Origin of the sequence: Nostoc sp. (assembly GCF_041747015.1) — a bacterium.
In the GTDB taxonomy this organism is placed as follows: domain Bacteria; phylum Cyanobacteriota; class Cyanobacteriia; order Cyanobacteriales; family Nostocaceae; genus Nostoc.
This window is the reverse complement of record NZ_JBGTFY010000033.1, coordinates 25,560-46,899: the sequence shown is the minus strand read 5'-3', so window position 1 is coordinate 46,899 and position 21,340 is coordinate 25,560. Positions and strand designations below refer to the sequence as shown.

At 40.9% G+C, this 21,340-nt stretch carries 15 protein-coding genes and 1 pseudogene; 7 read left to right on the top strand and 9 right to left on the bottom strand.

The window, feature by feature from the left end; genetic code table 11:
• Positions 1–151: 151 nt before the first annotated feature.
• Entirely contained in the window at positions 152–1,684 is a 1,533-nt protein-coding gene (locus tag ACEW80_RS02860; protein WP_373525145.1) for a mercuric reductase, read from the bottom strand.
• Between the two features lie 71 nt (positions 1,685–1,755).
• Positions 1,756–2,514 (bottom strand): TVP38/TMEM64 family protein, encoded by a 759-nt coding sequence (locus tag ACEW80_RS02855; protein WP_373525144.1) that lies wholly within the window; start codon positions 2,512–2,514, stop codon positions 1,756–1,758.
• A 171-nt stretch (positions 2,515–2,685) separates the two neighbouring features.
• Here ACEW80_RS02855 and ACEW80_RS02850 point away from each other — a divergent pair.
• Together ACEW80_RS02850 and ACEW80_RS02845 are read left to right on the top strand one after the other, a co-directional pair.
• Positions 2,686–3,263 (top strand): annotated as a pseudogene (locus tag ACEW80_RS02850) (single-stranded DNA-binding protein).
• 217 nt (positions 3,264–3,480) lie between these two features.
• Positions 3,481–4,683: an SUMF1/EgtB/PvdO family nonheme iron enzyme gene (locus ACEW80_RS02845; RefSeq protein ID WP_373525143.1), complete on the top strand. Its 1,203-nt coding sequence runs from the start codon at positions 3,481–3,483 to the stop codon at positions 4,681–4,683.
• A gap of 83 nt (positions 4,684–4,766) precedes the next feature.
• Here the strand turns inward: ACEW80_RS02845 and ACEW80_RS02840 are convergent, their stop codons facing one another.
• On the bottom strand, positions 4,767–8,132 hold the full coding sequence (locus tag ACEW80_RS02840; RefSeq protein ID WP_373525142.1) for an AAA domain-containing protein: 3,366 nt from the start codon (positions 8,130–8,132) through the stop codon (positions 4,767–4,769).
• 103 nt (positions 8,133–8,235) lie between these two features.
• Positions 8,236–9,201, bottom strand: a complete 966-nt coding sequence (locus ACEW80_RS02835) for a caspase domain-containing protein (protein ID WP_373525141.1) — start codon at positions 9,199–9,201, stop codon at positions 8,236–8,238.
• Between the two features lie 379 nt (positions 9,202–9,580).
• On the opposite strand from ACEW80_RS02835, the gene ACEW80_RS02830 reads away from it, so the two are divergent.
• Both ACEW80_RS02830 and ACEW80_RS02825 read left to right on the top strand, forming a co-directional pair.
• Complete coding sequence (locus ACEW80_RS02830; RefSeq protein WP_373525140.1) at positions 9,581–11,446, top strand: ABC transporter ATP-binding protein; 1,866 nt, start codon at positions 9,581–9,583, stop codon at positions 11,444–11,446.
• 334 nt (positions 11,447–11,780) lie between these two features.
• Complete coding sequence (locus tag ACEW80_RS02825) at positions 11,781–14,891, top strand: plasmid replication protein, CyRepA1 family (protein WP_373525139.1); 3,111 nt, start codon at positions 11,781–11,783, stop codon at positions 14,889–14,891.
• 259 nt (positions 14,892–15,150) lie between these two features.
• On the opposite strand, the gene ACEW80_RS02820 is transcribed toward ACEW80_RS02825, so the two are convergent.
• The 5 genes from ACEW80_RS02820 to ACEW80_RS02800 form a co-directional block, all read right to left on the bottom strand.
• Positions 15,151–15,300, bottom strand: a complete 150-nt coding sequence (locus ACEW80_RS02820) for a hypothetical protein (protein WP_373525138.1) — start codon at positions 15,298–15,300, stop codon at positions 15,151–15,153.
• A gap of 142 nt (positions 15,301–15,442) precedes the next feature.
• Positions 15,443–16,036: a hormogonium polysaccharide biosynthesis acetyltransferase HpsU gene (gene hpsU / locus ACEW80_RS02815; protein ID WP_373525137.1), complete on the bottom strand. Its 594-nt coding sequence runs from the start codon at positions 16,034–16,036 to the stop codon at positions 15,443–15,445.
• A 34-nt stretch (positions 16,037–16,070) separates the two neighbouring features.
• Entirely contained in the window at positions 16,071–17,027 is a 957-nt protein-coding gene (locus tag ACEW80_RS02810; protein WP_373525136.1) for a glycosyltransferase family 2 protein, read from the bottom strand.
• A 23-nt stretch (positions 17,028–17,050) separates the two neighbouring features.
• Positions 17,051–17,980, bottom strand: a complete 930-nt coding sequence (locus ACEW80_RS02805) for a glycosyltransferase family 2 protein (RefSeq protein ID WP_373525135.1) — start codon at positions 17,978–17,980, stop codon at positions 17,051–17,053.
• Positions 17,981–18,100: 120 nt separating this feature from the next.
• Complete coding sequence (locus tag ACEW80_RS02800) at positions 18,101–18,931, bottom strand: hypothetical protein (protein WP_373525134.1); 831 nt, start codon at positions 18,929–18,931, stop codon at positions 18,101–18,103.
• A 500-nt stretch (positions 18,932–19,431) separates the two neighbouring features.
• Here ACEW80_RS02800 and cobU point away from each other — a divergent pair, with 500 nt between their 5' ends.
• The 3 genes from cobU (at position 19,432) to ACEW80_RS02785 (ending at position 21,280) form a co-directional block, all read left to right on the top strand.
• On the top strand, positions 19,432–19,989 hold the full coding sequence (gene cobU / locus ACEW80_RS02795) for a bifunctional adenosylcobinamide kinase/adenosylcobinamide-phosphate guanylyltransferase (protein ID WP_373525133.1): 558 nt from the start codon (positions 19,432–19,434) through the stop codon (positions 19,987–19,989).
• 118 nt (positions 19,990–20,107) lie between these two features.
• Positions 20,108–21,004 carry an ABC transporter permease gene (locus ACEW80_RS02790; RefSeq protein WP_373525132.1) on the top strand — a complete coding sequence of 299 codons (897 nt, stop codon included), beginning with the start codon at positions 20,108–20,110 and terminating at the stop codon, positions 21,002–21,004.
• Between the two features lie 66 nt (positions 21,005–21,070).
• On the top strand, positions 21,071–21,280 hold the full coding sequence (locus ACEW80_RS02785) for a hypothetical protein (RefSeq protein WP_373525131.1): 210 nt from the start codon (positions 21,071–21,073) through the stop codon (positions 21,278–21,280).
• Positions 21,281–21,340 lie beyond the last annotated feature (60 nt).

The window sequence follows — 21,340 nt, the reverse complement described above, 5'->3', positions numbered from 1 at the left end:
TGGTCACTGAGCTTTGCCGAAGTGCGGGTCTGAATCCCCCACTGACTTGTACTGAGCCTTGCCTGCCCTGAGCTTTGCTGTTGGCGCAGGGCATCGCTCCTGAATTCTGACTTCTGAATTCTTCTTCAACTGAGATGTTCACTGATTTTCTTTAAGATAACTTTGTCAGAAATCCCAACAATTTTTTCGTTCTTGATGTCAAGAGTGTCCGACGATAAGCATCAGCTGCTTTTTTAATCGCTTCGGCTTGAGTAGGATAAGGATGAATCACGCTGCTTAACTTACTCAAACCTATTTTATTCACAATTGCCGTAGTCACAACTGATATCATCTCACCCGCATGACTGGCGACAATAGTTGCACCGATAATTTTATCAGACCCCTTTTTATGGTGGATTTTGAGAAATCCTGACTCTTCACCATCAGCGATCGCTCGGTCTACACTATTAAAAGGTATCTTGATTGTTGTCACTTCAATGCCTAACTTCTCTGCTTCCTGTTCATACATCCCGACATGGGCAATTTCTGGGTCGGTATAAGTTACCCAAGGCATTACCAGACTACTGAGTTTAGAGCGTCCTAAACCAAAGGGAGCAAACAGCGCATTTTTAATCACAATCCGCGCCGCTGCATCAGCCGCATGGGTAAACTTCCAGTTCATGCAGATATCGCCAGCTGCATAAATTTTGGGATTGGTCGTTTGGAGGTAATCATTCACCTTCACACCTTGACCCTTGTCGTATTCTACCCCTACTGCTTCTAAATTCAAACCTTCCACATTTGGCGATCGCCCCGCACCGACTAAAATTTCGTCTACTGTCACCGAATCTCGATGACCATTTGAGGAAAAGTAAAGCCGTTTCCCCTCGGTAACTGTTACCACCTCTTCCAACTGAGAATTCAAGACGACGCGAATTCCTTCGCTAATTAAAACTTTTTGGAGAATTTCCGCAGCCTCAGTATCTTCTTTATTTAAAAGATGAGAGCCGCGATGGAAAAGTATCACCTCACAACCCAAGCGCCGGAAAGCTTGCGCCAATTCGCAACCAATCGGGCCGCCACCAATTACAGCTAAACGTTCCGGTCGTTGAATCAGGGAAAAAACCGTCTCATTAGTTAGATAACCCGCTTTTTCAAGTCCCGGAACCGACAGTCGTGCGGCTCTAGCACCAGTAGCAATTACAGCTTTTTTAAACCGCAGAGTTTTGTCGCCAACTTCTACAGTATTTTTACTTGCAAATCGGCCGCTACCCAAAAAGACATCGACACCCAACGATGAGAACCGCTCTGCCGAGTCGTTATGGCTGATATCAGCCCTTATCCGCCGCATCCTGGCCATGACTTTGGGAAAATCTACATCAATATTATGTTGGGGTATATTAACTCCCAAGTCTTTAGTGTTCCAGATTTCGCCAACTACGCGAGCCGAGCGAATCACAGTTTTAGATGGTACGCAACCAAAATTTAAGCAATCCCCACCCATGAGATGCTTTTCAATTAACGCCACTTTTAAGCCCAAATCTATCCCTGCTGCAACCCCCGCCACGACTAATCCCGCCGTACCAGCACCAATTACTACTAGGTCGTAAACATCGGCTGGTTGAGGATTAACCCAATTTGGCGGATGGACGTAAGATACTAACTTTTGGTTGTACTCATCCATTGGGCGAACTGTGTTGGTCATTGGTGGTGGCAATTGAGGTTAGATTTAAACGTAAAGGTTCGCAAGGGGAAGCGCAGAGGGGCGCAAAGGAGTTAATTATTGCTCACTTCTTCTTCTAAGGCTTTTTGGGCAATACGGGTTATATAAATTGTAACGGCGACTGTTGCAATAAAACCTACAATCCAAATTGTCCATTGTACAGTTGGGTTAGTGGGTTGATTCTGACTACCAATCATGGCAAGATTACCCGCAAGGGAACCAATATAAACGTACATAATGGTTCCGGGAATCATGCCGACGGAGCCGATAAAGTAATCTTTGAGTGAAACTCCTGTAATTCCAAAGGCATAATTCAATAAGGTAAAAGGAAATATTGGGGACAGTCGCGTTAACAGGACAATTTTTAATCCTTCTTTACCAACTGCTTGGTCAATAGCGGCAAATTTTTTGTTATCGGCAATTTTACGTGCAACCCAGTTTCTTGCTAAATAACGTCCGACGAGGAAAGCAATGGTAGCGCCGATGGTTGCACCAATGAACACGTAAAACGAACCCCAAGCTACACCAAAGATAATACCAGCCCCAAAGGTAAGGATCAAGCCTGGAAAGAAAGCGACAGTAGAGATAATGTAAAGTCCAATAAAAGCGATCGCTCCCACTGTACCAAGGCTATCAATCCACTGCAAAGCATTCCGTAAAATTGCTTGGGGATTGAAAGAATTTGGATTTGCAGATTCTTGTGCCAAGGCAAAGTCTATTTTTAACAAAAAAGCCAGACCTAACGTCAAAAATACTAATCCAATCAATCTAAAATACTTACGCAAGCCTGGGATATTAAATTGATTTGACATATACTTATTTTTCATAACGTGCAAAGGTGAGAGAAATCCAACATAATTTGGGGTTAGTGCTTAAGATGTAATAATGCCTGATCTATTGTTAAAATCCAGATAATTTTAAGTTAATATTCATAAAACCCTCACTTTTTCAATCAGTACTTTTTGCAGTCAGGAGTAATTTTAATGAACAACTGCGTTTTGATGGTGGAAATTATTAACGAGCCGCAACTCCGCTATACAGCGGATAATCTGGGAGTCACTGAAATGCTAGTGCAGTTTCCCAATTCTCAGAAGCCAGAAGATCCGCCAGCCACCCTGAAAGTTGTCGGCTGGGGGAATTTAGCCACAGAAATTCAGTAAAACTACGAAGGCGATCACGTCATCTTGGTAGGACGTTTAAGTATGAATACTGTTGATCGTCCAGAAGGTTTTAAAGAAAAACGCGCTGAATTGACAGTGCAACAAATTCAATCTGTTGGAGGTAGTTTTAATACTGATCCATTGCCTTCAGCAACCGTAACTCCATCATTCACTGAAACTGCTCCACGACAACCATCTTCAGCATCTCGTCCTCCACAACACAACAAGAGGTTCCCACTTACGAGTCACCACGTCCAGCGCCGACACCAGCGACAAATCCTGTTGGCGTTACTCTCCAAGCGACAAGTTACGAACCCATACCTCAAGCGACAAATTATGAGCGAACCACTTATCCAGCAGTGAAAGAGGAAGAACCAGATTCAGATGATATTCCCTTCTAAAGTTGGTAGTTGAGCGGGTATTCAATTTGCTCATAATACTTAGCAAAAAGCATTACAATTAGACAATTTATACAAATAGCTATCCTTTAGGATGTGCTATTTTTTTATCTGCGTTGGCACTTTGCGTCTTGTCGTAAAACATCACTGACTTTAGCGGCGAGTCACGGATAGAGAACGATATACTTTTTTTAACAGCGGTTACAACATTTCATGATAAATGACTACACCTGAAGAATTAGTTACCATTTTTGAACGTATACGTGATGCTACTCAAGACGAGAAAGATATTTTGCTATTAAGGCAATCGCTGAAAAACAGCGATGGTCAGAATGTTTTACAAGTGGCCAAAAATATTACCAAGATTGTTAATGGTAAGGATATTCATATTGGCGATCGCACTTACTATAATATAGATGTTCAAGCTATCGAGGCTGTTCTTAAAGAACTATTAAAAGACTTCATAGAGAGCATTAATCTAGAAAAATCACCTCAACATAATTCTGTTCAGCCTAATTTTTTATCTCAAACTAAAAATAAAGATTTAGTATTAACAAGCGAATCACAAAATCAACAAATTCTTCCTCCAAGAATACCAGCTATTACAAAATTCGAGTTTGAAATCATAACTGTAGACATTCAGGGAATAGAAATTAAGCGTTGTCTTAAACAAGCTGAGTATTTTATAGAAAATTTAGCAGATGGCATTATATTAGAAATGGTTTCTATTGCTGGTGGTAAATTTCAAATGAGTGCACCTCAAGATGAATCTGAATCACTTGAAGATGAACGTCCCCAGCACATAGTTACTTTAAAACCCTTTGTTCTGGGTAAGCATCCTATTACTCAAGCACAGTGGAGAGTTATTGCAAAGCTTCCAAAAATTAAACGCTGTCTTAAACTAGAACCATCTTGTTTTAAGGGAGATAATTTACCTATAGAAAGAGTTTCTTGGTATGATGCACAAGAGTTTTGTGAGCGACTTTCACGAGAAACAGGAAGAAAGTATCGCTTACCTAGCGAAGCTGAATGGGAATATGCCTGTCGTGCTAAAACATCAACTCCATTCCATTTTGGTAATACCATCACAACAAATTTAGCAAATTATTGCAGACTGAACGAAACTATTAATAGTACTGCTCCTCAACAGACAACACAGGTTGGCAGTTTTCCAGCTAATGCGTTTGGAATCTATGATATGCACGGCTTAGTCTGGGAATGGTGCGCTGACTGTGAACACGAAGACTATCAAGGCGCACCATTAGATGGTAGTTCTTGGCTGAATGATGGAAATTCAGAATACCGAATTTTGTGCGGAGGTTCCTGGGATTCTGCTACTCATTTATGCCGTTCTGCATCTCGCTTTTCTGAAGATGCAAGTATCACGGATAAAAAATTTGGTTTTCGGGTTGTCTGTTCTTAGATATAAAGTTAGTTAATTATTAGTAAATTTATACTAGGGTGTGTTAGGTTAAAGCCATAACACACTCTAAACTAATTCTCGAATTATTGTGTAATTAATTGGAAAATTCTCGTTTTTATCTCCTCAATAGACAATGAATCAGAAACTTGTATGCTTGTCTCTCGGCGGATTTGAACCTTAGAATTTATTGATGATCTGCTACACTGCTTTCTGTAAGGATGAGAAAGCCAATTCCAGCTTCCTAATACAGCAAATTTAGTGTCACAAAGCAATATTTTTTCATTTGTTCCTCTACTTTCTATATGTATTTTTTTACCTAGACAAGTTAAAGATGAACCTCGATATTTAGAAAACAATTTCTCTAAATCTTTTTCAATTTGAGCGTCGTTACCATCATTCTCTTCACTACCTTTATTACCATAGATTAATCTAACCTTAACTCCTTTTTCCAAAGCTAAAACAATATCATTCACAAACCGTTTGGATTCATTATCACGAATCCAAGGTGTGACAATTGCCAATTCTTCTTCAGCTTGCTCAATAGCATCTCTAAAAACCTTTAAATGGTCACAATCATAAACTAGAGTTGCTCCAGGCTGAGGCTGTGGTATTTCAGCTTCAGATTTGTAATCTAAAATATCTCCATACTCCCCAATGTGTTCAACAAGCTCACGAGTAAGCTTGCCTTTTTGTAATCTGTGAAGATTACCAACTAAAATAAATAGTTCTTTTGCTCTGGATACTGCAACATTAAGCAGGTTTGGGCGCTTATTAAGCCAGTTAACATTATCTTGTCTTCCGCACACTTTTGTAGATAAGATAATCACCTTTTTCTCAGAACCTTGGAAAGTGTGAATTGTGCCAACAGATTTTGTATCTAATCCAGAGAATTTTTGAGTTAGATGCTCTCTCAATCCGCTAGCATGAGCATTAAAAGGAGAAATAACGCCGATATCTTGTAATGAGTAACCTTGCTTTTGCAAGTGCTGGATTACATCACTCACAGCAAAAATTTCTTCTTTATTAACATTATTGCTAATATTTCCCTCAACATGATAAGCAACTAAGTGGGAATTTAATAAAGAAGTAACTGGTTCTGTTTTTACTTCTAATCCATAGTTAGCAATAGCATTGCAATATTCAATAATGCTAGGTTGACAACGGTAATGCTCAATCAAACAAATCCCTTGACCTTTATCATTGTCTTCTCCAGTTGCTCCAGCAGCGCGATGATAGCTAGTAGCGCTATGTTCTTCCTCTGGACTGTAACAATGGTAATCAATTTCGGTTAATCCTCTGTCAAGAAAAGCTGTTTGGCAATAATCATCGCGTCTTTGGTTGCTGAGGGTGATTACAGGCTCTATTTGTAGAGGATCACCTACAATAATAGCTTTGCGCGATCGCACCAATAACGGAAATGTTTGATGCAAAGGAATCATTCCCGCTTCATCTATAATTGTACGGTCAACACATTCCTTAACCCAAGGAAGTATATTTCTGATGGAAAGCAATGTACCAGTAATGACTGGAAAAAATAAACTCACATTTTTAATATGCTCGTTGAGATTTTCTACCATCTTATTTTTATCTTTCCAATTTCCAGAAAGAACATTTGAATACAGTTCCAAAGAAGGTTTCACACGGTCTTTATAGGAGAGTGCTTGTTGAGTAAGCAATTTCTGCGATAACTTAAATAGCTCCTTCTGCTGCTGATGAAAATTTTGATGAAAGTAATCATAAAAATCTTCCAGTTGAGTAGCCAATCGATTTTCTAAAGACGTTTGCTCTCTACTCGCTTCATCTTTTTGTTGCTCTGTAGTTATGATATCTCCAGAAATTTCTTGTAATCTTCCTTGTACAGTGTTTAGCTCATCCGCTTTTGCTAGCCGTTCATTAACTAACCATAATTGTTGAATTAAATCATTCCGAGTTTCGGGAACTTTGATAGGAAAGATAGTATTAACAGTGTTTGAAATTGCCGATTGACAGACTTCAGCCGTTCTTGTCAAAATCTGTCTTTCTGTTCTGCCAGAAAACCAAAGTAATATCTTCTTCCACCAAGAGATTCTTCCTTCAGGAAGTCGCATTTTAGCAGTATTTAGTAGAACTTCAAGTTGTCTATAAGCTTCTACTGGAAGTTTTTTATAGTCGGATAATTGTGCGGCTCGTCTCTGAAAGGTCGTTCTGGCGGCTAATATTTCTTCTAAATACTGTTGAAGTGTTTGTATTTTTTCTAAAATTTGAGTAAGTCGTTCTTCATCTAAAGTTCTTTGATGACGTTTTTCTAAAAAGTTCGATTCTTCAGCCTCTAACTCATTTTTTATCTGTTTTATTTGCTGTGTTAGAGTATTAAAACGGCTTTTATTAAAACTATTCTGTTGTAAATAGTCCAGTGCTTGCTGTAAATGTTCTAAAGCACCACCAGCAGATTGTATATTAACTTTACTTCCTCCTTTGAGATAGAGAAAATCATGTTCTAAAGATTCATCTTTTAACCAATCATCTAACTTGTCAATGACATTTTCAACTGCTTTGTTATTGGTACTACTAATAACAGTTAAGTTATTAATGTCTTGGTCAGTTTCAATTAGACCGAGTGCGCGTTGGACTACCTGTTGAGCGATGAGATGAAGGATAAGAGTAGTTTTCCCGGAACCTGGTGGACCTTGGACAGCTGTCATCGGTTCGGTTTGAGCGTGTTTCAGTGCTGTTGATTGCGATTTAGTCGGTGCGTGAGTTGGAAAAGCACCCATGTAAGTAACTTCGTGTTCTGGAAGTTGAGGCAAACCGAACAAATATTCATAAGCCGGATGTCTTGGTTTTAACCAATTTTTGGAGCCTGACTTGATTTCTTTCAAATCTTGCTTGAGATTCCTAGAATATATTGCTCCTGTAAACGCAAACAAGTATGGCTGGCGTTGAATTTGGTAGCGACGAGGTATGGTAACGTGTTGCATCCACTCATCATAGGTCTGAAATTCTTGCCCAAATGTAGTTTCGAGAAACCGTCGCAGTCCATCTTGGGTAATCAACTGCTCACGTTGTTCATCATCCAATCCAAGGAAGGTGGCTAGGTTATCTCCCGCTTCCATCAGTTTTAACTCGTCAAGACTCCATCCTGCTTCTCGGTACTCTCCTTTGAGAATGGATGTAACATCCAAACTAAACAGAGGACAGAAAAAATATTTTCCCTTGTCTACATCAATAAATTGGGGAAAAGATAATGCCCACACAGTTTCCTGTTGACCTTGTTGGACTTTGGCAACTTTTTGTTGCAGTTCTAAAAAAATGGTTGACTCAATCAATACATGGTTGCTCACTAGCTTGACACCACGCTCTTTTACCGTATCCTGATTAGCTGCTTCAATCCTAGCGTTACTGTAATCATCTAAAGCAATGTAATCGAACCACGCATTGAGAATTGCATCTACCTTGCTAGTTGCGTTCAAAATTACCTCCAGATTGCCTTACTAGTTTTAGTTTTCTATGTATTATTACTAACTAACTGGGATACTAATGAAAATTACGCCAAATATATATTTTACGCAGCAGTTATTTGTTGTACACGTCACCAATATGCATATTACGAGCTTCATTAATATTCGTGATAAACTTTCCATACTGGTTTATCGTCTCGGCAATTTTATTAATATTTTGTCTAGCTTGGGGCTTAACTTCATCCCATCCCTTATCAGGTAAACCTTTACCACCCTGAAGTTTAGCAATTACAAAATCCCCTGCATCCATATCAAAATGCGGAATTTGTTCTGCATTGTACAACTTACGCGCACTTTCAGACACAGTTTTACCCAAATAATTCATTAAATTAGAAACCCGAACTTCTGTATCACCAGGCTGATTGCCAGCACCTTGCAAAGCTTCGAGAAAGTGATAAGTATAGATGCTGCTTGATTCATCTTTTATCCAAGATTGTTGTTCTCCTTCAGAGGAAGTAAAAACTACTCTACCTTTGCCTTGTTTAAAATCATCAATCAAACTTTTAGAGGGAGCTACTCGAATAAAATCTTCAAATTCTTCTTCTAATTCCAAATCAGCCTCTTTAGAAGTTGCCATTCCTGCTGCATGACAACTATCAATCACAACTAATAAACGTTCTGCTTTTATTTGTCGTAATGCATCCGTGAAAGTTTCTGCCGCCAGAGCGGAACTAGCAAGTTTAGTTGGCTTAATATCATGTTGTAGTAAATAATAATTTTGCGTATTTTTATCTATCCAGCCATGCCCTGAATAATAAACAAATATGGTTGCATTAGGGTCTGCGGCTGATTTTTCTTTTAACCAATTTAATCCATCTAGAACAACGGCTTTATTTGCTTCTTGATTATTCAGCACCCGAATATGATCTTTATCATCGTTATAGGCACATAGTTGCGGGTCAATTAAAGCAGCATAAATTGCTTGAGTATCTTTTACTGTTACTGGCAGCGAAAGCTTACTATATTTAGATTCTCCTACACCAATTAATAGTGCATAACCGTGAGTAAATTTATCGCTCACTTTGATCTAACTCCATATCCATAAGTGATACTTAAGTGATTTTACAGAGAATATCTGTTATTTATCTAAATATAACAAAGTATTAACTAAGTCAGTGGCATTTACAACATAAACACCACCAACCTCATTGCGTGGTGCCAATTTTCTGTGGTTAATGCTGTTATGTAAAGACTGGAATTCTGAAAAAAGAGTATACCATGAACTGATCGCAATTTCCCGAAATCACAAGCAGTTCTATATCGCAAATGCGTGTATATTGTGGAAGTATGCGATGTCAGAAAAACTGCCAAGGAGTGTAAAAACCAAATTTACCGACATATACATCAAAACTATTGTTAAAATCCAAATAATTTTAAGTTAATATTCATACTAAACTCCTATGAGAGAAACTGTCCTAGAGGTTCGCAATCTCCAAGTTGAATTTCCCAGTGATGGCAACACTGTCAGAGCTTTGGATGGTATTTCCTTTGCGCTGCATCGGGGTGAAACTCTAGGAATAGTAGGAGAGTCCGGGAGTGGGAAATCAGTCACAGCCCTGGCTGTAATGGGTCTGTTGCAGACTCCCGGTATAGTTACTGGCGGTGAAATCTGGTTTCGTCCTCAGGAGAATGCCAACTCCATCAATTTGGTGAAATTGCCTCCTGAGCAAATGCAGCTACACCGAGGCGGCGACATCGCCATGATTTTTCAAGAACCGATGAGTTCGCTTAATCCCGTTTATAACATTGGGTTTCAGCTAACAGAAGCGATTATGCGGCATCAAAATGTGTCAGCAGCCCAAGCAAAACAAATTGCGATCGCAGGTTTACAAGAGGTAAAACTTCTACCTAGCGATGAGGAGATACAACAGCAGTATACCGAAACTTCATCGAAACTAGATCCATCAAAGTTACCACAGTTGGTCAAAGAACACAAACAAGCCATGCTGGAACGCTACCCTCATCAACTTTCTGGGGGTCAGTTGCAACGGGTAATGATTGCAATGGCAATTTCTTGCAACCCATTAATCTTAATTGCCGATGAACCAACCACAGCCTTGGATGTGACGGTGCAAGCGACAATTTTGGAGTTAATCCGAGAATTGCAGCAAAACCGTGACATGGCAATGATTTTCATCACTCACGACTTGGGGCTAATTTCGGAAATTGCTGACGAAGTAGCGGTAATGTATAGAGGTAAAGTTGTGGAGTCTGGTGCTTCTGACCAAATTTTCAGCAGTCCCCAGCATCCATATACTAAAGGTTTGATCGCCTGCCGTCCCTCACTAGACCGCCGTCCCCAAAAATTACTCACCGTTTCCGACTACATGAGTGCAGAAGAAACAGCAACGGGACAACTAGTAATTCAGGCGAAAGAACCCCCACAACCCATAGAAATCACCACCGAAGAGATTGCTGCCAGATTGGCAAACTTCAATGAGCAGGAACCCCTGCTGCAAATCTGCAACCTGAAAGTTGGTTTTCCGGTGCGCGGTGTATTTGGCGGTACAAAACGCTACAATATGGCAGTTAATGACGTTTCCTTTGATGTTAAACCAGGAGAAACACTAGGATTAGTTGGAGAGTCTGGTTGCGGTAAGACCACCCTCGGCAGAACCTTGCTGCGATTAATTGAACCGATGAGTGGTCAGATTATCTTTGAGAAACAAGATATTACTAGCCTCAAAGGAGAAGCGTTGCAAAAACTGCGACGAGAAATGCAAATAGTTTTCCAAAATCCTTTTAGTTCCCTCGACCCCCGCATGAAGGTTGGGGACGCAGTGATGGAACCGTTGTTAATTCACGCCGTTGGTAAGACAAAGCAACAACGACGCCAACGAGTAGCCGAACTCTTAGAACGGGTAGGGTTGAATGCAGATGCAATTAACCGCTATCCTCATCAGTTTTCTGGCGGTCAGCGCCAACGGATTTGTATTGCCCGTTCTTTGGCGTTAAATCCTAAGTTTATCATTTGCGATGAGTCAGTTTCAGCACTGGATGTTTCAGTACAGGCGCAGGTATTAAATCTGCTGAAAGAATTACAGTCAGATTTTCAGCTTACTTATATTTTTATTTCTCATGATTTAAGTGTAGTGAAATTTATGAGCGATCGCATTTTAGTCATGAATCGCGGTCAAATTGTCGAACAAGGAACAGCCGAAAGCATTTACCAAAATCCTCAAGAGGAATACACCCAAAAATTAATTGCTGCCATTCCTACTGGTAGCGCCGAACGTGTGCGAAATCACCATCTACGGGCTTTATAAAAGCGATTAGATTTTTTAAAGGGGATCATCACCGAAAAGGTAGTGCTGGTACAATTGTACCGCTAGTGATGCCTGTAACAACTAAGGAATGCGATCGCATTCCTTAACAAGTAAATTTACTGTTAAATAAAAATTAATACCGAACAAATATCACAATACAAAACTATTACTTCAGCGAGCTAATAGGCAGAATAAGCCACTAGAGTCTTAACCGATGTGTCTACTACAACGAAGTAAAAAAAGCATCATTAAAGCCTCGTAATCTCTCGTATAGGGAAAAAGCAGATGCGTGTTACTGTTTTAATCTCATCGTCTTTTCTTCGCGGCTTTCCCTATGCATCTGCACTATTTACACCCCCAACACCTTGAAGAATTAGTCAAGAGTAGTGGTATAGACTTACACTTAGTGCAACTCAACTTTCGGTCGCTCCAAGGTGTAACCGCCTATGAGTACCTGTTGATTTCTGAACTGCTTCCTCGCACTAATACCGGAATGGTGAAAAGTAGTTTATTGCAGCGTTATGCTCATATCACTGAAGGTGGTTGGTGGTGTTCAGGGTTAGACCCTTTGAACAATTGGCAAATGATGGAATGGGGATGCTTTAAGCCAAATGAACCCCGACAAAATAACAATGGCAAATCCATCAAATACGAGCATCCCCCTAGTACGCCAACACGGGTGTTTTGTTTGCGGGTAACGCTGCAAATATGGCAGCAAGTTGCTGCACGTTACAATCTAACTATGCCTGATAATATTAGCCTTACCCTCGATGGTGAAGTTGCAGGCTTTTGGCAATGGGTGATGGAACAGAATATCCCTCTCGTCATCTGCGAGGGTGTCAAGAAAGCAGCGACGCTATTGACACAAGGATATGCAGCTATTGCTATTCCCGGAATTACTAGTGGTTATCGAGTTGTCAAAGATGAATTTGGTAAAGTTACCCGTCGTCAGCTGATTCCAGATTTAGCAGCCTTTGCGATTACAAAGCGCAGCTTTTATATTTGTTTTGATTTTGAAACTCAACCTAAGAAAATTGCTGCGATAAATAATGCCATTTCTCAACTTGGTTGTTTATTCCAGCAAAAAAATTGCCCTGTTAAAGTCATTGAACTTCCAGGAATAGAAAAAGGAGTTGATGAGTTTATCGTTGCTAAAGGTGCAACTAGTTTCGATAAAGTTTATCGCCAAAGCGTTGATTTAGAGATTTATCTTGCTCAAACTAAACCCCATACAGAGTTAACCATTCCGGCTGCACTAACCTTCAATCGTCCTTATATAGGTGAAATACCTTATCCTACCTCTGGATTAGTAGGAGTCAAGTCGGCTAAAGGAACGGGTAAAACTACAGCACTACAAGCCGTTGTTCAGCAGGCCAAAAGCCGAAATCAACCTGTTTTATTAATTACTCACAGAATTTTACTGGGACGATTTTTGTGTGAGAAAATTGGAATTAAATGGGGCATGGAAAAAGAATCTGGATTACTTCTTAGTAATTACCAACTACCAATTAATAAATCATTTGGTTTGTGCGTTGATTCAATTTGGAAGCTTAACCCTGAAAATTGGCACGGGGCAATAATAATTTTGGATGAAGTAGAGCAATCTTTGTGGCATTTATTAAACAGTAGTACTTGTAAACATAAGCGGGTAAAAATATTAAAGTTATTTCAGCAACTAATTTCCACAGTTTTAACAACTGGAGGGTTAATAATTGCCCAAGATGCTGATTTATCAGATGTTTCACTAGAATATTTACAGGGATTAGCGGGAATTAAATTAACACCTTGGGTAGTTCTTAACCAGTGGAAACCTCAGCAAGGTTGGGACGTTACTTTTTATGATTCGCCGAACCCAACGCCGCTAATTCACCAACTAGAATTGGATTTACTTGCTGGACGTAAATGTTATGTTACTACTGATAGTCGCGCTGGGCGTTATAGTTGTGAAACAGTTGAACGTTATCTGAAAGAACGGCTACAAAAATTACGACGACAATTTCCTAAAACCTTGGTAGTTAGTAGCCACACTACAAATACACCTGGCCATGCTGCGGTTGATTTTATTGCAGCTATCAATCAAAAAATATCTGAATATGACGGCGTTTTTGTTACCCCTAGCCTTGGTACAGGAATTAGTATTGATGTCCAACATTTCGACCGAGTTTACGGCATTTTTCAAGGGGTAATTCCTGACTCGGAAGCACGACAAGCATTAGCGAGGGTGCGAGATGATGTGCCGCGTGTTGTCTGGTGTGCTAAACGAGGTATTGGTTTAATTGGTAGTGGTAGTACAAATTATCGCTTGCTATCTAATTGGTATCAAGAAAATCAAAAAGAAAACTTAGCTTTGCTTAGTCCCTTACATAAAATAGATGTAGATTTGCCTTTAGTTCATGACCCAATTCATTTGCGAACCTGGGCGAAGTTGTCTGCAAGGGTAAATGCTTCTATTCGCCTCTACCGTCAATCGATGCAAGATGGTTTGATTGCTGATGGGCATCAAATTCAAATGCGGAGTAATGCTGTTCACAATAATATTATTCGAGATTTACGCCTGGCCTTCCTGGCGACTGACACCGATGATTTAGAAACTCGCAGAAGGTTAATTTTAGAAATTGTCCAAGTTCAAAAAGATTGGGCGCAAAGCCGTCAAAAAGCTAAAGACATTAAACGCAAAATTAAAGATATTAGGCAGCAAAATCAATTAACGATGGCAACTGCTGTAGCTCATGCTAAGGATATGAATTATGTAGAACATGAGCAGCTATTAGTTAAACAATCTTTGACTAGTGAAGAACGAAACCGAATTAATAAGTATGTTATTAGACAAAAATATGGGGTAGAAGTTACTCCTTGGTTAAAGTTGCAGGATGACCAAGGATACTATCCTCAACTTTTAATTCACTATTATCTAACTCACGAAAGCGAGTATTTTCATGTTAGAGATGAGCAGGAATGGCATCAACAATTATCTTGGGGTGAAGGGAAAGTTTTTCTACCAGATTTAAAAACTTATACGCTGAAAGTTGAGGCAATGAGAGCTTTGGGAATGCTTCAATTTATCGAAGCAGAACGAGAATTTGCCGAGAGTGATATAGATTTAATATTGCTGAAAGATGTTGCTTTTCGACATAGTAAACATATTAAAAGAGCGCTTGGTATTAATTTAGTTGGAGAGAAGGAGCAGGTTTCAGCGATAAAAATACTCAGCCGATTGTTGCATTTGCTGGGTTTGAAACTAAAGCGGGTAAATGAGGTTTATCAAATCGACCCAGAGACGCTATATGATGGCAGGGAAAAAATCTTTGCAGTTTGGCATCAAAGGGATGAGCTGATGTTGGCTGATGTTAAGAGTGTTGGCTATGAGATGGCAAATTATTCTTCAGACTGGGAGGTTGAGATTATACAAAACCAGCCTGTTAAAGCCAGGGCTATTTCATTCTAGACATAAACCGCCCAGAACTAAAGTTCCTTTTCTTATAGCTAAAGTCCGTTAAAACGGACTATAACATGAGTCTCAGTCGCCTTTAGACGACTTTCGCTATTAGACTCAGAATTCATTCTGAGGCGGACTAGATGAGAATGAAATAGCCCTGCTGTTAAAGCGAACTATATGGCGTTTGTTCCTACTCTGCCATTATTAAAGATATAAACCAACACGCTTGGGTTAAGGCTAAAAACTAAAACTGGTGTAGGTTGGGGAGCTACTGCGCCCTTGCGGTTTCCCAACTTGTACCCCTGTGGGGAAGCAAGCTACGCGCAACGTCTCCCCTTCTCCCAAAGGGAGAAGCTAGCGCCAAGGGAGAAGCAAGTGGTGTTTGAGGAATGAAACTCAACATTTTATCCTTGTTCATGTTGGGTTTCACTCCCGTTCAACCCAACCTACATTGAGAGATTTTATTGCAAGTAATCACCTAAACATGATATAATCTCTTTAAATATTCTGAACCTTGGGCTGTGCGCCTCTACAAGCAATCTAGTTTCACTTAAGTATATTTATTCCTCAAATTCCAGGGTTGTGGGGGAATCAAGTTTTATCCGAACTGTATTCGGACGACAGGGGCTTCCCCAACAAACTTGCCCAGAAGGCATATCCGTAAAAACGCTACTACGAGCGCCAATCACAGCATTAGCCCCGATTTTTACTCCTGCACCAATGAAACAATCTGCTGCCACCCATGCGCCATTGTCAATAGTGATACTAGCTGTTTTTAACCCAAAAGCCGAGTCTTGAATATCATGACTACCAGTACACAGATAACTTTTTTGCGAAATTACGCAGTGTTCACCGATGCGGATTTGATCGAGGCTGTATAAAACTACGTTATCTCCAATCCAACTATAGTTACCAATGGTGACTTTCCAAGGGTAGGTGAAGCGGGCAGTGGGTCGAATTAATACACCTTTGCCGATACAAGCGCCAAATAGTCGTAGCAGAGAACAACGCAGAATATTTAACGGTTGAGGAGTGAGGGGAAAAGCGATCGCTTGTACAAACCACCATAAAAAAATATACCAACTTGGCCGTCCCCGGTCAAACCAAGATTGATCGTATTTGCGTAAGTCTACAAAAGGTTGATCATTTGTCATTTGTCAAAAGTAGAGACACGATTAATCGCCTCTGTTAAGAGTCAATAGTCAATAGTTTTCCCTCTGTTTCCCTGCTCACTTGCTCAGCTGCTCCCTCCGTTGAGATAGTTGCAGTATTTAAGTGACCACCACAGCTGCGTAATTCGTAAAGTTTAACCCCAATTTGATATTCATATTGACTCAGCAAGCGTGCATAGATATATCCTGCTTTGCCATCCAAAAAACCACGTTGAATAATATAAAACAAAACAAACCGCAAAATGGGTCTAAATGGCAGGTGTACCCACACTTTTTTCAAAAAGCGCTTGCGTTGCACTGCATCACCAAATAGATTCGCTCCAATAGTACCGCTATCACCTTTACCTGTGAGAATATTAAAATAAACACTAGCTTCCCAGTTGGAATAGCGGTTGTGTCGTTCTAACCAGTGGTAAAGGTCGCGGAAGTCTTCGTGGAGCATATCATTTTTGAGATACCCAACTTTCCCCTGCAAAATCACGTGTTCGTGAACTTCGTTATCACCAGTATTAGGAATATCCTCAGTATTTAAATTTTCGTAGCGACCTTTTTTATGTTGAAATAAACGCAGATTCCAATCGGGATATTTACCACCATAACGAATCCATTTTCCTAAGAAAAATACGCGGCGGTTGAGATAATAACCTGTATATTCAGCGTTTTGAATTGCTTGGTCAATTTCTTCCCAAAGTTCGGGGGGGATGCGCTCATCGCAATCGACAATTAGCACCCATTCGTTGCGAAAAGGTAGATTATCTAAAGACCAATTTTTCTTTTTGGGCCAGCGTCCATTGAAGCTGAATTGCACGACGTTGACACCGTGACTTTTAGAAATTTCAACACTCTTGTCGGTGCTTTGAGAATCTACTACAAATATTTCATCTGCTCTGGTGAGGCTAGCGAGGCAGGCAGGCAAGTTTACTTGTTCGTTTTTTGCCGGAATTAGTACGGAAACTGGAATTTTAGATGTCATACGAGTATAAATTATGTTGTTGATTATTTCTTATTTGATGTGGATAAAAGACCTTGAATAGCAGCATTTAAGTACCCAATCTGACCATAAGCATACACAAGTTTGTCAAACCGTTCTGCTGGATCAGAGAAATATTGCAATGCTTTATACAAGCCGCGCACAAACCGTTCGCCACCCCGCTGCAACTGAGCGATACCAGCTTTACCAGCAAGTTGTTCTCGATAGCACTCACTGATACCTTGCCACCAGCCTCGGTTTAAAAACCAGGAGCGTTGGAGGCGTTCTGGAGCAACATTGTGAGCGACTAGTGCTTCGGGAAGATAAGCGACTTGCCAACCACGCTGTAGGGCAAATTCGGTCATTTGCAGCTCTTCATTAGATAAGAGATTTTTCCCAACTCGACCGAGATGAGGATCAAAACCGCCAATTTCTTCTAAGAAACTGCGGCGGATGGAGTAATTTAAACCTCTGGGTGTTAAACCAGGTTGCTCTATATAGATGATACTGTCACCCAAGTCGTATGCACCCAGATTTGCCGCTAGCCCCGGAGATAGCCACCGTGGTTGTTGGATTCCTTCAGGCCAGAGGAGAGTGACTTTGCCACCAGCGATCGCTAGTTTAGAGTTATTATAGGCAAAATATAAAACTTGTAGCCAACCCTTGCTAGCAACGGCATCATCATCCAGATAAGCAATAATATCAGCACTAGCTACTTTGGCACCCGTGTTGCGGGCGACAGATAAACCGATGGTGGGTTCAAAGACATATTTCAGGCGCGGATTGTGGGCCCTTTGTTCTACAACCTCACGAGTGCGATCGTTAGAAGCATTATCAACTACTACAACTTCAAAGTTAGCAGCGAAATCCTGGGCTAAAAGACTATCAATTGCAGCACCTAAATAGGTATCTCGATTGTGGGTACAGATAATGGCAGAGATTTGGTTGTCTGGCATAGATTTAATTTTGGATTTAAGATTTTAATCTCAAATCTAACTCACATCTCCTGAGAGTTAATTTAAACCAAAAGTTACCGACCCACCAACCGGGTTTTTTCGGAAATAATCTTTAAAACTTCATGTTTGTTGAATATGACTGCGTAAAACTACAAGAGTTTGGGCTAATTGACTCAGATTGGTTTCCAAAGATTGCTTGCGCCCTAACAGTTGACGTAACTTTTGGTAACGAGCGATCGCCATGCTAACATTGGGAACCTGATCGGCTGGACATGGGCGTGACCAGACTTTACCTGTATCATCCACACCACACAGGCGGTAGCCAGTAATAGATGATTCATAGGATACTTTACCACCAGCCGCGCAAATTTCTTCCACATAGTGCATCAAGCGGTCAACTTCTGCATGGCGCAGGGTTGCGGTTCCTTCCGGTTCTGGTTCCTGGGGATTGGATTCTAACCAGCCATTGACAATTGGTCCTTCTAAGTAAATATCCTGAATTTGCTTCAAAATATTTTGTAATTCTGTTTGCCAACCGGCGACAGTTTCCTGAATTTCTCCCAATAGATTCATCGCCAAGGCTGGATTGGCGCCGTGGCGATGGCTACTAAAGCTTGGAGTTTTCAACTTAGGTAGGCTGGGTGTTTTGCTACCATTCTCTTGTGTTTGAAAGGTCTGCACAGAGTCATGGTGAGGAAATAAATTTTGTTCATAAGGATAATCACTCTCAGTACCTACGCCCAAGTCAACTGTTTGCCCTTGTGTCTTTGGTTTCTCATCCTCAGCCGATGAAATTTGTGTACTTTCTGTAGGTTCGTTAGCTCCGACGCTGATTCTAAAGGAGAAAGGCCTTTTTGTTGTGGTTGAATCACCTGTTTCGGCGGTAGAGGCAGTGCCGCGATTTCCTAAATCGTGTAGAGTTGCTTCGATGCGTTTTAAGCCTGCGTTCATAAAGACATCCTAAAGTTTGCTGTCCCCAATTTGAATAATTAAGAATGGGGTTGTTGGGATTTTTGGCTTTTGCCAGCCGTGGCATTAATGATGCTGGTGCTAATTTTATCTCTTAAAAGTTATTTGAAACCAAAAATCTTACTTATGAAGTAAAAACTGCGATGATACACTGTAACTAGCTACTTATTTAGGACTTACACACAACTACACGCTGTCGGGGAAATTCATGAATTGTTCGGCGTTGCATATTTGCGGGATGATTTATGTCACGCAGAGGAGCCAGTGCGTTGGGCGGCTCTGCCGACTTGTTCGCGCAGCGTCTCCGGTAAGGAGAAGCACCTGGCGTCGCGCAGAGACGCAGAGAGGATAAGGAGTTTTAGATTTCAATAGATAACATTTCATCCCTTGATTCAGCAACGCCAATTGTTCCTACCTGAAATCAGGGTTTTGGCTATTGTTTGCGTAAGTTCTATTATTGTTAAGATTCTCAGGAAACAACTTTGGGTAAAGTTATTTTAGTAATAGGGCCAGCCCGATCTGGTAAAAGTGAATGGGCAGAAACTCTAGCTATGCAGTCAGGGAAAGCAGTTGTTTACGTAGCAACAGCCACCGATAACCCAGATGACGCAGAGTGGCATCAACGCATTTTAGAACACCAACAACGTCGTCCCCAAGATTGGGTAACTCTATTAGTACCTGTGGAACTGTCTGCTACTCTTGCTGATGCCAAACCCTATACCTGCCTTTTAGTTGATTCTTTAGGAACTTGGGTAGCTAATCTGCTAGAAGAGGACGAATCTAGCTGGCAAAACATCCTTGTAGAACTGTTAGAGACGGTGGATTTGGTTGCTGCTGATCTGCTGTTTGTAGCTGAAGAAGTGGGTTGGGGTGTAGTACCAGCTTATCCCCTTGGGAGAACGTTCCGCGATCGCCTGGGTTCTTTAGTGCGCCAGCTAGGTGCATTTAGCGAAACTGTTTATTTGGTTACTGGTGGCCATGTCCTCAATCTGAGCGTCCTTGGTTCGCCATTACCAAATATAAAAAAGCTTCCAGAGTAGGGAGTCAAGATTTTTAACTCTTGGTTCAAATTAATCCAAAATCCGTCTAGTAAAGTTGAAGGTATAAGTAATAAATTAAAATGGTCAGCGTATCTTGCTTGATCTGAGCGATCGCTTTATGGCCATTACAAAACGGCGGCTACCGACATTTTTACAGTTTGCCAAAACTTCCAATCTTTCCCAGAAACTCATGCTCATCGGGTTAGCCATTACCCTCTTTTTTATCTTCCTGGCATTCTTCGCTCCCATATTCCAGGCTTGGGGATGGCTGCAAAACCCGAAAGATTTTCTCTCTAACCCAATTCACGAGCCACCCTCAGCTAAACATTGGTTTGGTACTAGTCGTCTGGGTTATGATGTCTTCTCCCGGACAATGTTCGGCGCTCAAGCTGCTTTGCTGGTGGTGATTTTGGCAACAGCGCTGAGTATGATTATCGGTGTGCCTTTGGGGATGCTGAGTGGCTATCTTGGCGGTAAATTGGATAAAGTGTTGCTGTTTATTATGGATAGCATCTACACCCTACCGGGACTACTGCTGTCTGTGACACTGGCGTTTGTGGTGGGGCGTGGGATATTGAATGCAGCGATCGCTATTAGCATTGCTTACATCCCCCAATATTACCGTGTTGTTCGCAACCACACCGTGAGCGTGAAAACTGAAGTATTCATCGAAGCTGCTCAAGCAATGGGTGCTTCCACTTGGGTTGTGCTTTCTCGATATCTATTTTTTAACGTCATTCAAAGTGTACCCGTATTATTCACACTCAACGCCGCTGATGCGATTTTAGTGTTGGGCGGTTTGGGCTTTTTGGGGCTAGGACTTCCCGAAGAGGTGCCAGAATGGGGACATGATTTAAAACAAGCCCTAGAAGCTTTACCTACTGGCATTTGGTGGACTACGCTTTTCCCTGGTTTAATGATGACATTTATGGTAGTAGGGTTATCACTACTTGGTGAGGGGTTAAATGAATTTGTCAATCCCCGATTACGCAGAGATAATAGAATCCGAAAGTAGTCAATGGTCATTGGTCATTAGTCATTAGTTTTAGACAAAGAACAAATAAACAATACAGAGATTTGTATGAAAGATAATCTAACGTTAATTGCTGCCGCTACTGGCGGGTTTATGCTTTCTGTTGCCCTTGCTGGTATTTTACGAGGTGCGCCAATTACAGCTTGGCAAGAGCAATCGAGTTTTTGGACTACGACTGTTGCTGATTTACAGAGATCGGAGTTGAAAGCTCCGCGTCTTCTCCCAACGGCAGACGCTGCGCGAACAGATCGGGGATGAAAACGACTCGCACCCAATAATAGGGAATAGGGAATAGCTGTTCACCAATACCCAATACCC